Here is a 15116-nt window from a genome sequence, read left to right on the forward strand (position 1 = left end):
TTGTGTTTCCCGCGCTATGTGCCCATTGGCACGGGCTGAGTCAAGGCGCGGCGGGTTCGGATGTAGCGGAGAGACCACACGATGGCAGAGCATCAGGAAGGTGCTATTTTTCAGGCTTTGACCGGCAGCAAGGCAAAGGCCGGTCAACGCGACGCGCGCAACGGCTTGCGCCACATGGCCGCGCTGAGCATGACCAAGGTCGCCGACGGCCTGATCGACCCGAAGCTGGTGCTGAGTTGGCTGCTGAACGCCATCGGCGCGCCCGCCTATCTGACCGGGCTTCTGGTGCCGATCCGCGAGGCCGGGGCGTTGTTGCCGCAGCTTGCTCTGGCGGGATGGGTGCGGCGCATGAAGTACCGCAAATGGGCGTGGATTGCGGGATCGGCCGGGCAGGGGGTTTCGGCGGCGGGCATCGCTTTGGCGGCTCTGACGCTGCAAGGCGCGGCTGCCGGTCTGGTGATCTGCGGCCTGCTGGCGGTGCTGGCCGTGTCGCGGGCCTGTGCCTCTGTCAGCTACAAGGATGTGCTGGGCAAGACCGTGGCCAAGACGCGGCGCGGCGCGGTGACCGGCGTCGCCGGATCGGCCTCGGCGGTCGGCGTGGTGGTTTTTGCGCTATTGCTGATGAGCGGCTGGTTGCAGAGCGTCTCTGCACTCGCCGTGGCGGTAGGGCTGGCGGCCTGTCTGTGGCTGGGGGCGGCGTTGCTGTTTTCAACCCTGAAAGAGGACGCGTCCGAAGACAGGGATGCCCCGGCAATCGACCTGTCCCCGCTGCGCGAGGATGCGCAGTTCCGCCGCTATATCCTTGTGCGCGGCGCGCTGACGGCTACGGCACTTGCGCCGCCCTATCTGGTGCTGCTCAGCGGGGGTGATGGCTCGGCGCTTGGAAAGCTGGGCGCATTGGTGCTGGCCTCGGCCGCGGCATCCTTTGTCAGTTCGTATGTCTGGGGCAGGCTGTCGGACCGGTCCTCGCGCTGGGTGCTGGCGCTGTGCGGGTTCGGTGGTGCGCTGGCCATCGGGGCGGCCCCCTTGGCGGCATGGGCGGGCGTCGCGCAACACCAGTTTGTCATTCCGGCGATCCTGTTCACGCTGATGCTGGCCTATCACGGCGTGCGGCAGGGCCGGTCTACCTATCTTGTCGATATGTCGCCCGAAGATGAGCGGTCTACCTATGCGGCCCTTGCAAATACGGTGATTGGCGTGCTGCTTTTGATCTCCGGCGCGCTTGGCGGCGGGCTTAGCGTGCTTTGCCCCGTGGCGGCCTTGTGCGGATTCGCGGCGCTTTCGGCAGTTGGCGGAATGTTGGCGCTGGGTCTGCGCGAGGTAGAGAGCACCTGACCGCGTACACTATCGCGTTGATGCCCGCCGCGCGCGCCTGCATGATCGCGGGCAAAGACGAAGGATTTGACATGGATTTTCACGACTCCGACGCTGGCCGCCGCATCGCCTATGAATTCACGCCGGGAACCGGGCCAACGGTGGTCTTTCTGGGGGGCTACAAATCCGACATGCAGGGCACCAAGGCCGTGCATCTGGAGGATTGGGCAAAAGCCACGGGCCGCGCCTTTCTGCGGTTCGACTATTCCGGTCACGGCGCATCCGGCGGCACGTTCGAGGATGGGTGCATCGGCGACTGGGCCGAGGACGCGCAATCGGTGATCGAGGCTGTGACCGAAGGACCGGTGTTGCTGGTCGGATCGTCCATGGGCGGCTGGATCGCGCTACTGTTGACGCAACGGCTGGCCGATATTGCGGGGCTGGTCACGATCGCCGCCGCGCCCGACTTCACCGAAGACGGGTTCTGGGCGGATTTCGACAAGGGTCAGCGCGCGGCGATCATGCAGGACGGGCAGCTCGCCCTGCCGTCGGAGTATGGCGATCCGTATATCATCACCCGCCGCCTGATCGAGGATGGCCGCAATCATCTGGTGCTGCGTTCTACGCTGGAACTGCCGTTTCCGGTGCGCCTGTTGCAAGGCACCGCCGACACATCCGTGCATCCCGACCGGGCGCTGAAATTGCTGGATCACGCTGCATCGCCCGATATGCGGCTGGTGCTGGTTGATGGTGCCGATCACCGGTTCTCTGACGCTGACTGTCTGGCCTTGATCGAGTCCTCTGTGGAGGAGGTGATCGCCCGCGCCGAAAAGGATGCGTGAACCGGCGAAGGTAACGGGTTGTCTGGAAGACGTTCAGCGGGCAGGCTGAACCCGACCAACAGGAAAGGACGCCGCGATGGAACAGCGCATCAGTCTTGTGACGCTTGGCGTGCGGGACATGGAAATCTCTGCCGGTTTCTACGAGGCCTTGGGCTGGACGCGCGTGGACAGCCCTGACGGTGTGGTGGCGTTCGATCTGCTGGGCCAGACGCTGGGCCTGTTCGGGCTGGACGCGCTGGCAGACGATATGGGCGTCGCGGTCGAGACGTTGGGAACCGGCGGCGCGACACTGGCGCATAACCTGCCGGACCGGGCCGCTGTGGACGCGGTGATGACCGACGCGCAGGCGGCGGGGGCGAAAATACTGAAACCTGCGGCCGAATCCTTTTGGGGCGGCTATCACGGCTATTTTGCCGATCCCGAAGGCCATATATGGGAGATCGCGCATAACCCGTTCTCGCCACTGGGACCGGACGGCGCGTTCCGCTGGAATGGGTATTGATGCTGTGACGTTGCGGGTCAGACCTGTCTGCGCGCCGCAAGACTGCCAGCGGTAATGCGGCGTCCCGGCAGCATGTGGTCGCTGGAAACACTGGGCCGCACCCGGCTGTCGCGGCACTTCTACATGCGTGATTTCCTGTATTCCGAGATCAGCGGCTTTCACGGCATCCCGAACATCCCCGATAAGCCCGGTCTGGCGATCGAGACCGGGCGGGCGCTGTGCGAAACGCTGTTGGACCCGCTGACGGACACCTTCGGGCGGATCGCTATCCGGTCGGGCTATCGCTCGGCGGCGCTGAATGCATATGGCAATGCCAATGGTCTGAACTGTGCCCGCAACGACAATCCGCTGGAATGCCATATCTGGGACCGGGGCGAAGGCAACGCGCGGATTGCAGGCGTGTCGGTCGTGATCCCGTGGTTTGCCGACCGCTACGCCAGAGGCCGCGACTGGCGCGATCTGGCATGGTGGCTGCATGACCACTTGGCCTATTCCGAGATCTGGTTCTTCCCCAAGCTCTGCGCCTTCAATATATCGTGGCGCCCCAAACCGCAGAGGCGGATTGACAGCTACATCGCGCCGCGCGGTACGTTGCTGCGGGCCGGGGCACAACCGTCAGAGCCGCTTGAACCCCGTCGCAAGCGCTATGCCGATTTTCCACCGTTTCGGGGGCTTGCATTGCCATGAGTAACCCGATGTCCAATGCGTCAGAAATGGTTCGTCTGTCCAGATCGGTCCGCGCAACCTATGAGCGAAAGGCAGAGGCTTGGGACCGGGCCCGCAACCGTTCGCTGTTTGAGCGTGCGTGGCTGGGGTGCGCGGTCGCAGGTGCCGCCCGATGGGGCGGTGCTTGATCTGGGCTGCGGCGGCGGAGATCCGATTGCCACATGGTTGATAGCGCTAGGATACGACGTGACCGGCGTTGATTTTGCCGCCCCGATGCTGTGGATCGCAACGCGCCGGTTTCCCGATGCGAGATGGGTTCTGGCTGACATGACCATGCTTTCCTCCGGGGCGGTGTTTTGATGCCGTGATCGGTTGAGGCAGCTTCTTTCACCTCACGCAACAGGCGCAACGCGCGGCCCTGACACGCATTGCCGATCACGTTGCCGAGGGTGGCCGGTTGCTACTGACTGTCGGACCGGGTGCGGGTGAGGTTACGGGGACTGTCGCGGGCGAGACGGTGTACCGTTCTTCGTTGGCGCCTGACGAGTACAAGGCAATTCTTGAAACAGCCGGAATGCAATGCGAGGCGCTTGTTCCCGAAGATCCGGCCTGTACCGGCCACACGTTGCTGTTGGCGCGGCGCAAGGCGTCGGCCAGACAGAAAGACTGAACCTCGGAACGTCTTCGTGCAAGACGCTGGCGATTTTTACGTGAAAAAGCCGCCAATGCAGGAATTGCACAGCGTTACGCAGCCCAAGGTTTCCGCGTTGTATGGTCCCGTGATCCACGTTCGCGCGGCGAACACCGCCATTCCCGAAGGTTTTGGTGCGGGACAGGCGCTTCGCCGATCAGATCTGTTCGACCGCCAGATATTCGCCAATGCTGAACCCGAGATGATCGCGGATCCGGGCCACATCCTCGTTGGGGGCTTCATAGGACCAGACCGCATTTTCCAACGTCTGGCTTTTTGTCACGATGGAAAAATAGCTCGCTTCGCCTTTGTGCGGGCAGGTGGTCTTGTGATCCGTCGGCTCAAGAAAGGCCATCGCCAGATCCGAACGCGGGAAGTAGATCACCGGCGGGTAGTCGCCTTCTTGCAGTTCCAACGCGTCATTGCTTTCGCCCAGTACGGCACCGCCTGCACGCACCACCCAGGTGCCTTCGGCCTTGCGAATTTTGATATGGCTTGCCATGTATGTCGTCCTTTCAGTGGGCTCGGCGGAGCGTAAGCGCCGATTTGTAACAGTTCGATGTCAAAGCGGCGCGGTCGCGGCAGCAAGCCACGGGCGCACCACTTCACCCACCAGGGGGGCCAGCCGCTCGCGACATTGCGCGTGGTAGGTGTTGAGCCAGTCTCGATCGGCTGGCGGCAACAGTTCCGGCAAGACAAGCCGACGGTCAATAGGGACATAAGTCAGTGTCTCGAAACGCAACATTGACGGAACGGTGCCGCCGGGCAAGGCGGGTGCCTCTTCGACCACGACGAGGTTCTCTATGCGGATACCATAGGCCCCTTCGCGATAAAACCCCGGCTCGTTGGACAGGATCATCCCCGGTTCCAGTGGCACAGTGCCGGTGCGCGACAGCCGCGCGGGGCCTTCATGCACGCTGAGATAGCTGCCGACGCCGTGGCCGGTGCCGTGACCGTAATCCAGCCCCGCTTCCCAAAGTGCCACGCGGGCCAGCACATCCAGATCACGCCCGGCCATGCCCGCAGGCCAGCGCACACGGCTGAGGGCGATCATACCGCGCAACACGCGGGTGAACGCCTCGCATTCCTCGCGCCCCGGCGTGCCGATGGCCATGGTCCGGGTGATGTCCGTGGTGCCGTCCTGATATTGCCCGCCACTGTCGACCAACAGCAACTGCCCGTCCTCGACCGGCGCATTCGTCGCCTCTGTCACGCGGTAATGGACAATCGCGCCATGTGGACCCGCGCCCGAGATCGTCTCGAAGCTGATGTCGCGCAGGGCGTTTGTGGCGCGGCGTTCGTCCTCTAACTGGCGGACCACGTCGATCTCGGTCAGGCTGCCCGCTGGCTGTGCGTCAAGCCAGGCAAGGAACCGCACCATTGCGACAGCATCACGCCGATGCGCGGCCCGTGCGCCCTCGATTTCGGTCGCGTTCTTGTGCGCCTTGGGCAGGATGCAGGGATCGGTCAGATCGCGCTGTTCGACGCCTGCGGCCTCTAGCGCATCGACCACGGCAAGCGGGGCCGTCGCGTGATCGACCCCCACCGGACCGGTCAGAGTTGCGAGATCAGGTTCAAAGCGCGATGGCGCGCGGATCTCGACCAGCGTGCCCAAAGTGTCCCTGACCTCGGCGAGTTTTTCGGCTGCCATATACAGAACCACGCGCCCCTCTGCCGACAGCACGGCAAAGCCCTGCGCCACCGGGTTTCGCGCGATGTCACTGCCACGGATGTTGAGCAGCCAGCAGATACTGTCGGGCAGGGTCAGCACCGCAGAGGTCAGCCCCTTGTCGGACAGTTCCTTGGCCAGTTGCCCGATCTTGGCATCATGCGCCTGGCCCGCATATTCCAGCGGCTGCGCAATGACCGGTGCCGTGGGCGGGCCGGGCTGATCGTGCCATATCCGATCAACAAGATTGGCGCAGCGCCGCATTTCGATGTTGCTGCCGTCCAGCGCCTCCTCAAGCTCTTTGATTTGCGCAGGGGTGTGCAGCCACGGATCAAATCCGACGCGCCCCCCTTCCGGCAGGTGTTCGCGCAGCCAATCCGCAAGGCTGACCTCGGGCCAGGGCACCGGCGTATAGACATCCGCAACCTGCGCCTTGACCTGCACGCGGTAACGCCCGTCGATGAACACGCCCGCCACATCGACCAGCGCGGCGCAGAACCCGGCAGATCCGGTAAACCCCGTCAGCCAGGACAGGCGTTCGTCGCGCGGGGCCACATATTCGCCCTGATGGACATCCGCGCGGGGCACCAGAAACCCGTCCAGACCTTGCGCCTTGATTTCGGCGCGCAATGCGGTCAGACGCTTCGGGCCTTTTTCCGGCTGCGCCGTCTCTTCGAATTTCTGAAACATCGCGGCCCTCCGGTTCGGGCCTTCGCCCTTGCAATTGTAAATGCCGGTACAAGCAGGTGCCGGTGCGGGCAGCACGAAACGCGACCTATGCGAAGGTCATCGCTTCACGCCCGGTCCGGCCGCCGTCAACTCGCCCGTTTGATGCCCATGATCCTTGCGCGGGCGCGCGGGTCGCTGTCGAAAAGCCCGGCCAGCTGTTCGGTCATCGCGCCGGCCAGTTGTTCGACATCGGTGATCGTGACGGCACGGTCGTAGTAGCGCGTCACGTCATGGCCAATGCCGATCGCCAGCAGTTCAACCTGACGACGGCGCTCGACCATCGCGATCACGTCGCGCAAGTGCTTTTCAAGGAAGTTCGCCGGGTTCACGCTGAGCGTGCTGTCATCCACCGGCGCGCCGTCGGAAATTACCATCAGGATCTTGCGCGCCTCGGGACGCACGACCATGCGCCGGTGCGCCCATTCGAGCGCCTCGCCGTCGATATTTTCCTTCAGCAAGCCCTCTTTCATCATCAAGCCAAGGTTGGCGCGCGCCCGCCGCCATGGCGCATCGGCGCGTTTGTAGATGATATGGCGCAGGTCATTCAGGCGGCCGGGCTGTTGCTCTCGCCCCGATCCCAGCCATTTTTCGCGCGCCATCCCGCCCTTCCAGGCGCGGGTGGTGAAACCGAGGATTTCGACCTTCACATCGCAGCGTTCCAGCGTGCGCGCCAGAACATCCGCACAGATCGCAGCAATCGAGATTGGCCGCCCGCGCATAGAGCCGGAATTGTCGAGCAGCAGAGTCACGACCGTGTCGCGGAATTCAGTGTCCTTTTCGACCTTGAAGGACAGCGGCGTTGTCGGGCTGACCACGACGCGGGCCAGCCGTCCGGCATCCAGAATGCCTTCTTCCAGATCGAATTCCCAACTGCGGTTCTGCTGTGCCTGAAGGCGGCGCTGCAACTTGTTGGCCAGCCGCGAGACGGCACCTTTCAGCGGTTCAAGCTGCTGGTCGAGGTAATCGCGCAGGCGTTCCAGCTCGGCGGGTTCGGCCAGATCTTCGGCAGCGATCTCTTCGTCGAACTCTGTGTCATAAACAGTGTAGTCGGGATCGGCATCGGAGAACGGGGCAGGGGGCGGGGGCTCCAGCGGGGCGTCGCCCTCTGGCATTTCGGCCTCTTCGCCCAGCTCATCTTCGGCCATGTCATCCATGGACACCTGGGCCTGGCTTTGGTCCTGCGTCTCGTCCTGGGACTGTTCGGGGCTGGCTTCGGCCTCGTCATCGTCCTGATCGTCCTGACCGGTGGACTCGGGGTCATCCTCGTCGTCCGCGCCTTCTTCGGCCTCGTCCGATGCGTCCTCGTCTGCCTCATCCGGGTCGTCGCCCAATTGGTCGCCATAGCCCAGATCCGAGATCACCTTGCGGGTCAGTCTGGCAAAGGCGCTTTGGTCAGACAGCACCTCCTGCAAGTTGTCCAGCGAGCCGCCAACCTGATTTTCGATGAAGCCGCGCCACAGATCCATGACGTTCTGTGCGCCTTGCGGCATGTCGCGGCCCGTGGCCAGATGTCGGATCAGATAGCCTGCGGCCACCGGCAGCGGTGCATCAGAGGCTTGCTTGACCTGATCATAACCGCGTTTGGCCGCGTCTGCGCCGATCTTGGCGTCGATATTGCCAGCCGTGCCGGGCATGTCGCGCGCGCCCATCGCTTCGCAACGGGCGGTTTCCATTGCCTCGTAAAGCTCGCGCGCCATGTCCCCCGGAGGCGCATATCTCGCATGTGTGCCCGCGTCATTATAGCGGCGGTGCATCGCCAAAGCATCGGCCGTGCCGCGCGCCAGCAGCACTTCTTCGCGCGTCATCCGGCGGCTGACCTGCGGCAAACGCATCGCATCGCCCGACACGCCCGACGGGTCGACCGTGTAGCTGACCGTCAGATCAGGGTCATGCGCCATGACCTTGGTTGCCTCGGCGAGGGCTTTCTTGAACGGGTCGGCGGGGTTGTCGGTTTTGGTCATTTCAGATCCCGTGTTTCCGGATGGCGCTTTGCAAAGTCCTGACAGATACCAGTGAGGCGTTCAAACATCTCGCGGCTCTGGCGGTCGCCTCCATAAATATAGCCTTCCATCATCAATACCATCAACGGGCGTTGTTCGGCGATGAAATCATCGATCTCGGCGTCTGTCCCACCCATCCGCCGCGCGACGGACCGGAATGCTGCCGCGGCCTTTGTGTCGCTCGGGTCGGGCTCGAGATAGGCCGAGGCTTTTGCATAGTCCGCATAGCCCAGCCAGAAAGCAGAACATTGTGCGGCAGGGTAAAGCGGATCTTTCGCTGCCGCGCCAGAGGCGATGCCGATCAGCGCGACCACAAGGACCGCGCATTTCAGGCGTCGGGCAGGCGACCGACGAATCGGGCCTGCCCGGGCGGTCACCCCAGACTCACGCTGGCCGCGCTTTCGGGCAGTTCTTCGTCAAAGCAGCGCTGGTAGAACTCGGCCACGGTCTGGCGTTCCAGCTCGTCGCATTTGTTCAGGAAGGACACGCGGAAGGCATAGCCGAGGTTGCGGAAGATCTCGGCGTTCTGGGCCCATGCGATCACCGTCCGGGGGCTCATCACCGTGGACAGGTCGCCGTTCATAAAGGCTGTCCGGGTCAGATCTGCCACGGTCACCATCTGGCGAATCGTCTTGCGACCCTTTTCGGTGTTGTAATGCGGTGTCTTGGACAGAACGATCGAGGCCTCGGCGTCGATCGACAGGTAGTTCAGCGTCGCCACCAGTGACCAGCGGTCCATCTGACCCTGGTTGATCTGCTGGGTGCCGTGATACAGACCCGTCGTATCGCCCAGACCCACCGTGTTCGAAGTGGCGAAGATGCGGAAATACTTGTGCGGATTGATGACTTCGTTCTGGTCCAGAAGCGTCAGTTTGCCGTCCACTTCCAGTACGCGCTGGATCACGAACATCACGTCGGCACGGCCGGCATCATATTCGTCAAAGACGATGGCGGTCGGGTTGCGCAGCGCCCAGGGCAGAATGCCTTCCTGGAATTGCGTGACCTGCTTGCCGTCCACGAGCTTGATCGCGTCCTTGCCGATCAGGTCGATCCGGCTGATATGGCTGTCAAGGTTGACGCGCACGCAAGGCCAGTTCAGCCGCGCCGCGACCTGTTCGATATGCGTGGACTTGCCCGTACCGTGATAGCCTTGGATCATCACCCGGCGATTATGGGCAAAGCCTGCAAGGATGGCGAGCGTGGTATCGGGGTCGAACTTGTAGGTTGAGTCGAGATCCGGGACACGATCCGAACGATCGGCAAAGGCTTTGACGGCCATATTCGTTTCGATGCCGAAAACGTCCTGCACCGAGATTTCCTCGGTGGGTTTCGCGTTGATGTCAATCAAGCCGTCCGCCATGTTTTCCGCTCCTTCGATCTCATCTCTTTGATTTTGGGACGTGGTGCAACATATCCGTGTCAGGGGCAAGGGGAACTAAACCATCCGAGTGGCTGGCATGCCTTAGAAAGCTGTGATTTATTCAACTGACAATGGGGGTTTTGTAAGCGGAATGACACCACAGGACGAGATCGAAGCACTGCTTGCGCAAGTGGCATTGGGCGACCGTTCGGCCTTTGCGGAGCTTTATAGACGCACCTCGGCGAAACTTTTCGGCGTTGTGCTGCGTGTCTTGGACAACCGAAGCGAAGCCGAAGAGGTCCTGCAAGACGTGTATGTGCGCATCTGGAATAAAGCCGGTCTTTACCGCGTCAACGGGCTGTCCCCGATGACCTGGCTGATAACACTCAGCCGGAATCTGGCGATTGATCGTCGGCGCGCGCGGGTGCGGCGTGCCACATCTCCGTCCGAAGCCATGGACGAATTGCCCGATCCGTCCCCCGGTCCCGAAGCGCAGGCGATTGCCAAAAGCACCCAGTCGCAAGTTGATGAATGCTTTGACGAATTGCCACAGGATCGGGCTGACATGCTGCGCAGGGTCTATCTTCATGGCGAAAGCTATGCAGAACTGGCCGCGCATCTGGATGCCAAGCTGAACACCGTCCGCACCTGGTTACGCCGCAGCCTGATGGATCTTTGGGAGTGTCTGAGCCGATGATCGACGAAACCCCGGATATCCCCGAAGATGACGCTCCGCTGATCCGCGCGGCCGAGTATGCCCTGGGACTGCTGGACGGACGAAACGCCCGAGCGTTCGAGGCAGAGATGCGCGACAATCCGGACTTGCGCGATGAGGTCGTGTTCTGGACAGAGTATTTCGTGCAGTTCGAAGCAGGCGCGCGCGAAGTAACGCCACGATCAGATGTCCTGAGGGCGGTGAACCGGCGGTTGTTCGGGCGCAAAAAGACGGTTCTTCAACAGCTCATGCCGTATTTCACCGGCGCGCTTGCGGCAGCCGCGTTGGCTTGGGGTGTGGTTAGCCTGGGCGTTCTGGACCAATTCGCAGAGCCCGGATTGCGGGCCGATCTGGCCCCTGTCGAAGGGACGCTGGAGTTGGCCGCTGTTTATAATGTCCGCGCAGGCGAACTGCATGTTGTGCAGAACGCGGGCAGCCTTCCGCCTGACCGCGTTGCCGAGATGTGGCTGATCGTCGGGGACAATGCGCCGTTGTCTCTGGGTCTGCTTGATCCTGACGGCGATACGCGTGTGGCCGTCCCGGCCGAATTGGCCTCATTGCTGCCCGGTGCCACGCTGGCGATCTCGGATGAACCTCCGGGTGGCTCGCCAACGGGGGCACCGACCGGGGCAGTGCGCGCAGCGGGAACGTTGTCAGTCGAGTCCTGACATGGGGCTTTGCGCGGTCCGCGCTGATATAAGGCCGATATCTGCCTGAGATCTTATATGTGTTGAAGAAACGGCGCGGTGCTCCCCATGGGACCGCGCCGTTTTCATCTCGACCATGACCAGCCTGACAATGCTCTCGTTCCCGTGACCAGGCGTGATCAACATGTTACCTGCGATTTTGAAACTACCTGAGAGGTGGCCTCGTATATTCCAGTACCCCCAGCAAGGAAGTTGGGCCTTACAGGAGTTTTTCTTATGACCATCAAATCAACACTTTCCACAATCGCCCTTGCCGCCACACTTGGTCTTGCCGGCGTTGCCGCACAGGCCGAAAGCCACAGCATGGAAAACCCAATGGTGGGTGGTGCTGAGATGTTCGCAGATAAGAACATCGTAGAGAATGCCGTGAACTCCGCCGACCACACCACGCTGGTTGCTGCCGTGAAAGCTGCCGGTCTCGTCGAAACGCTTTCTGGCGAAGGCCCCTTCACAGTATTCGCCCCCACCAACGCAGCCTTCGGCGAGTTGGCTGACGGCACCGTTGAATCGCTGCTTCTGCCCGAGAACAAGGACCAGTTGACCAAAATCCTGACCTGCCATGTTGTTTCGGCAAATGCGATGTCCGACGCGATCATGGGTATGGTTGACGACGACAACGGCAAGCATCCCGTGCCAACAGTTGGCGGCTGCACATTGCAAGCCACCTATGATGGCGACACCATCATGCTGGAAGACGAGCGTGGCCGCATGGCGACCGTGACAATTGCCGACGTACAGCAGTCCAACGGCGTCATTCATGTGATCGACAAGGTTCTTCTGCCAGCGATGTAAGGGCTTGGCGGGCCGGGGCAGCCCCCACTGTTCCGGTATGCGCCGTGATTGTCACATGATTTTGCGCCACCCGTGATTGCAAAATTGCGGGTGGCGTGACTATTTGAAACGAAATCCGATGCTTGAGGAGGATCATCATGAAACGCCGTGCTTTTCTGATTACTGCCATCGGTGGCGGCTTCGCCGCTGCCACAATATCCACGACCGCACTTGCCGCCGGGTTTGAAGTCACCCGCACCGAGGCCGAGTGGAAAGCCATGCTTACCGACTTGCAATACGAGGTGATGCGCGAAGAAGGGACCGAACGTGCCGGGACATCGCCTCTCGACAAGGTTTATGACGCGGGCGTTTATCAATGCCGTGGTTGCGAACTGGATGTCTACTCGTCAGAGCACAAGTTCGACAGTGGCACAGGCTGGCCCAGCTTCTACAAATCCCTGCCGAATGCGGTCGAGACCAAACCTGACCGGTCATTTTTTGGCGTGCGGACCGAGGTTCACTGCCGCCGCTGCGGTAGCCATTTCGGCCATATCTTTGACGATGGGCCCAAGCCCACCGGCAAGCGTCACTGCCTGAACGGTGCCAGCCTGGTCTTTCAAGCGGCTTGAGATACAATATCCGGGCAGGCGTCTGGCGCTCAGGCCGCCTTGCCCAGATAGGTTTTCAGCGTAGTGCTGAGCTGTGCCATGTCCACAGGTTTTGGCAAGACGTCATTCAAACCATAATGTTGAACGGTGCGTCGCGCGTGGAAGTTGCTGTCGGCGGTGATAGCGACGATCGGAATGGACCGTGGCGGATCTTCTTCCAGTGTGCGGATGTAGGATACAGTATCCAGCCCGGTGACGCCCGGCATATGAATGTCCATGAGGACCATGCTGTAATTTTCCGGGTATGTGCGCAGCAGCGCGATACAGGCCATGCCATTGGCCACGCATTCACATTCATACCCCATCGTGTCGAGCAATTCTGACATCATGTAGCGCGTGGTGGCATCGTCATCGACTACGATAATCTTCTTCACAATACCTCTCCCAGGGCCGGACGTTATTCTGACAAGACGTCGCGACGAGGATGGACGTTATGCAACCTAAGCGTGAATGTCGAGCCAGACCCTACGTCAAGCGGCTTGCGGTCCGAATGTGTCAGATTTGCCCCCATCAATCGAGCGATATCCCGGCAAATTGAAAGGCCCAGTCCTGACCCCTGATGCTGGCGTGCTAACCCATTGTCAAGTTGATAAAAACGCTGAAACACCGTGTGGCGACGCTCTTCCGGGATGCCTTCGCCAGTGTCACGCACCTCGATTTCAAGGCTGTTCCCGGAACGTCCTGTCATATGCACTGCCAGGGTGATGCTGCCGGTGGCGGTGAACCTGACCGCGTTATCCACCAGATTGGTCACGATCTGCGTCACGCGCCCGGCGTCTATATGGACTGTTTGCGGAAGCGCATCACCCAGTTCCAGATGCATATCCAAGGGTTTGCCGCTTCGGATCACGCTTCCTTCGAGTGTCGCGTGCCAGTTGGCTATCAAGGGTTCCAGCTCGACATGGTCTTCGACGATGGTCAACGCACCGGCATCCAGACGGGACACCTCCAGCACATTCGTAAGCCCGCGAAACAACCGTTGCGAAGAGGCATAGCCTGCCGCGGCTTGTTTGCGGTGCCGTTCGGGAATATCCGCCGCCTCAATCAGCTGAAACATGCCCATGATCGCGTTCAATGGCGTGCGAATTTCGTGGCTCATCGTGGTCAGGAAACGTGACGTCGCCGCCTGGGATTGGCGAGCGGCGGCCTCCGCCCTGCGGCGATCGTCGACTTCCAGCGCCAGCGCCTCATTGACTTGCCGCAGTCTAGCATTGCCGGCGTCGGCGCGGGCTTCAGCTTGATTGCCCCGGTGCAACAGGGTGAACTGCACATATCCCGCGAACAACAATATCCCCAAAAGCAAGGCCGCAATCTCTGGCGTGATGTCACGGTTTGCTTTCACGAAGCTGGGTGTCGGATGGCTTTGCATGCGCAGCGCGTGCCCCCAAAGCTGATCCGTTTCCGATACGACCTGAAGCGAACTCATCGTGGCAAAATCGGCGTCCGCATACAGCAAGCTGCCATCGAATTCGATACGAATGGAAAAGTCGTTTCCGAAATGCGGATTGTCGTCCAGCAACAGCAATTCGCGCTGCCATTCCTCGGCGTTGAAGGCGACGGAAACAAGCCCCCGGAAATCTTCGCCTCGGTGGATCGGGATATAAGCGACAAAGCCCCGCCCGGAACCGTCATACAGATCGACCGCGCCGGACAGGGTGATTTCGCCGCTGTCGCGCGCCAATTCGGATGCGCGCAGTTGTCTTGCACCCAGCGCTGTCAGAGGAACTCCGGTATCGGGAGGCTGATCCGCTGGTGTCACAAACTTGACGACAAGGGTTTCGTCGATAAAGCGCACGGATCTGATGCCGGGGAACTGGTCGATATAGTCTTGGGTCTCTGCTGTGAACTCGTCTGAACCGGCATCGGACTTGCGCCACAATGCTGCAATGTGGCGGATCGCATTGACGCGAACCTTGACGTCCCGAGCAAGCGCGCGAAGCCGAAAGTCGGTTTCAATCTGGGCCAGGTCCCGAAATCGCAGCTCGCGCTGCTTGTCCAGCAAAAACCACGTCAACCCGGCAACAAGGGCGCAAAGTACAAACGCCGACATCATGTCGATTTGGCGTTTTCTTGTCACGAGGGCCGCAACTCCGCGTTGAGGGCGGCGTAGTCGACAAGGGCGTGTAAATCTTCAAGAGGCACGGGCTTGCGCAACATCCAGTCCACGCAGGGTGCCAGGATGCTGGCTTCGCCATTGGGAAACACGCCGGACCCCGTCAGCAGGATGATCCGCGCATCAGGACACGCCACACAGGTGTATTCTGCAACCGGCAGGGAAACGCCATCGGGCAGGTAGTAGTCCAGAATCACCAAGCCATAACCACGCCCGCGCAGACGGTCGATCGCGCTATTGATATCGAAGGCTTTGTGGACCTCGTGACCAGCATCACGAAGCGATGTGGCGAACACATCGCAAAGAACGCGATCATCCTCCACAACCAGGATCTTCATGGCCACACCTGCATTTTTACCACTGCGGCAA

The 15116-nt window shown here is 61.3% G+C and carries 18 protein-coding genes; 10 read left to right on the plus strand and 8 right to left on the minus strand.

Going from position 1 to position 15116, the window contains the following annotated elements; all coding sequences use genetic code 11:
• Positions 1-81: 81 nt before the first annotated feature.
• The 6 genes from ACN0WV_RS00755 to ACN0WV_RS00780 all read left to right on the plus strand — a co-directional run bounded on the left by ACN0WV_RS00755 (position 82) and on the right by ACN0WV_RS00780 (position 3994).
• Positions 82-1335 carry an MFS transporter gene (locus tag ACN0WV_RS00755; RefSeq protein WP_417603014.1) on the plus strand — a complete coding sequence of 418 codons (1254 nt, stop codon included), beginning with the start codon at positions 82-84 and terminating at the stop codon, positions 1333-1335.
• 71 nt (positions 1336-1406) lie between these two features.
• Entirely contained in the window at positions 1407-2156 is a 750-nt protein-coding gene (locus ACN0WV_RS00760) for an alpha/beta hydrolase (protein WP_417603016.1), read from the plus strand.
• A gap of 76 nt (positions 2157-2232) precedes the next feature.
• Positions 2233-2658: a VOC family protein gene (locus ACN0WV_RS00765; protein WP_417603018.1), complete on the plus strand. Its 426-nt coding sequence runs from the start codon at positions 2233-2235 to the stop codon at positions 2656-2658.
• A gap of 72 nt (positions 2659-2730) precedes the next feature.
• Positions 2731-3345 (plus strand): hypothetical protein, encoded by a 615-nt coding sequence (locus ACN0WV_RS00770; RefSeq protein ID WP_417603020.1) that lies wholly within the window; start codon positions 2731-2733, stop codon positions 3343-3345.
• 114 nt (positions 3346-3459) lie between these two features.
• Positions 3460-3684 (plus strand): class I SAM-dependent methyltransferase, encoded by a 225-nt coding sequence (locus ACN0WV_RS00775; RefSeq protein WP_417603022.1) that lies wholly within the window; start codon positions 3460-3462, stop codon positions 3682-3684.
• A 97-nt stretch (positions 3685-3781) separates the two neighbouring features.
• Complete coding sequence (locus ACN0WV_RS00780) at positions 3782-3994, plus strand: hypothetical protein (RefSeq protein WP_417603024.1); 213 nt, start codon at positions 3782-3784, stop codon at positions 3992-3994.
• A 178-nt stretch (positions 3995-4172) separates the two neighbouring features.
• On the opposite strand, the gene ACN0WV_RS00785 is transcribed toward ACN0WV_RS00780, so the two are convergent.
• From ACN0WV_RS00785 to cobS, 5 genes are all read right to left on the minus strand, one after another.
• Positions 4173-4517: a DUF427 domain-containing protein gene (locus ACN0WV_RS00785; RefSeq protein ID WP_417603026.1), complete on the minus strand. Its 345-nt coding sequence runs from the start codon at positions 4515-4517 to the stop codon at positions 4173-4175.
• Between the two features lie 60 nt (positions 4518-4577).
• Positions 4578-6374, minus strand: coding sequence for an aminopeptidase P family protein (locus tag ACN0WV_RS00790; RefSeq protein ID WP_417603028.1), 1797 nt, complete (start codon positions 6372-6374; stop codon positions 4578-4580).
• 125 nt (positions 6375-6499) lie between these two features.
• Positions 6500-8374, minus strand: coding sequence for a cobaltochelatase subunit CobT (cobT, locus tag ACN0WV_RS00795; RefSeq protein ID WP_417603030.1), 1875 nt, complete (start codon positions 8372-8374; stop codon positions 6500-6502).
• Entirely contained in the window at positions 8371-8790 is a 420-nt protein-coding gene (locus ACN0WV_RS00800) for a hypothetical protein (RefSeq protein WP_417603032.1), read from the minus strand. The genes cobT and ACN0WV_RS00800 overlap by 4 nt, the downstream gene beginning before the upstream one ends.
• A complete protein-coding gene (gene cobS, locus ACN0WV_RS00805; RefSeq protein ID WP_084352488.1) occupies positions 8787-9773 on the minus strand; it encodes a cobaltochelatase subunit CobS in 987 nt (328 codons plus the stop codon). Before cobS ends, ACN0WV_RS00800 begins: the two co-directional genes overlap by 4 nt.
• Positions 9774-9924: 151 nt before the next feature.
• On the opposite strand from cobS, the gene ACN0WV_RS00810 reads away from it, so the two are divergent.
• The 4 genes from ACN0WV_RS00810 to msrB all read left to right on the plus strand — a co-directional run bounded on the left by ACN0WV_RS00810 (position 9925) and on the right by msrB (position 12595).
• Positions 9925-10470 (plus strand): sigma-70 family RNA polymerase sigma factor, encoded by a 546-nt coding sequence (locus tag ACN0WV_RS00810; protein WP_417603035.1) that lies wholly within the window; start codon positions 9925-9927, stop codon positions 10468-10470.
• Positions 10455-11156: an anti-sigma factor gene (locus tag ACN0WV_RS00815; protein ID WP_417603037.1), complete on the plus strand. Its 702-nt coding sequence runs from the start codon at positions 10455-10457 to the stop codon at positions 11154-11156. Before ACN0WV_RS00810 ends, ACN0WV_RS00815 begins: the two co-directional genes overlap by 16 nt.
• Before the next feature lie 255 nt (positions 11157-11411).
• Complete coding sequence (locus ACN0WV_RS00820; RefSeq protein WP_084352480.1) at positions 11412-11987, plus strand: fasciclin domain-containing protein; 576 nt, start codon at positions 11412-11414, stop codon at positions 11985-11987.
• Positions 11988-12124: 137 nt separating this feature from the next.
• Entirely contained in the window at positions 12125-12595 is a 471-nt protein-coding gene (gene msrB / locus ACN0WV_RS00825; protein ID WP_417603039.1) for a peptide-methionine (R)-S-oxide reductase MsrB, read from the plus strand.
• Between the two features lie 29 nt (positions 12596-12624).
• Here msrB and ACN0WV_RS00830 read toward each other — a convergent pair whose 3' ends face one another.
• Genes ACN0WV_RS00830 through ACN0WV_RS00840 form a run of 3 tightly spaced genes read right to left on the minus strand, consistent with a single transcriptional unit; the run spans position 12625 to position 15085 of the window.
• Positions 12625-13008: a response regulator gene (locus tag ACN0WV_RS00830; RefSeq protein ID WP_084352476.1), complete on the minus strand. Its 384-nt coding sequence runs from the start codon at positions 13006-13008 to the stop codon at positions 12625-12627.
• A gap of 23 nt (positions 13009-13031) precedes the next feature.
• Positions 13032-14687: a sensor histidine kinase gene (locus ACN0WV_RS00835; protein ID WP_417603042.1), complete on the minus strand. Its 1656-nt coding sequence runs from the start codon at positions 14685-14687 to the stop codon at positions 13032-13034.
• A gap of 20 nt (positions 14688-14707) precedes the next feature.
• Positions 14708-15085 carry a response regulator gene (locus ACN0WV_RS00840; RefSeq protein ID WP_417603044.1) on the minus strand — a complete coding sequence of 126 codons (378 nt, stop codon included), beginning with the start codon at positions 15083-15085 and terminating at the stop codon, positions 14708-14710.
• Positions 15086-15116 lie beyond the last annotated feature (31 nt).

This window comes from Primorskyibacter flagellatus, from assembly GCF_048268605.1.
Lineage (GTDB): Bacteria > Pseudomonadota > Alphaproteobacteria > Rhodobacterales > Rhodobacteraceae > Primorskyibacter > Primorskyibacter flagellatus.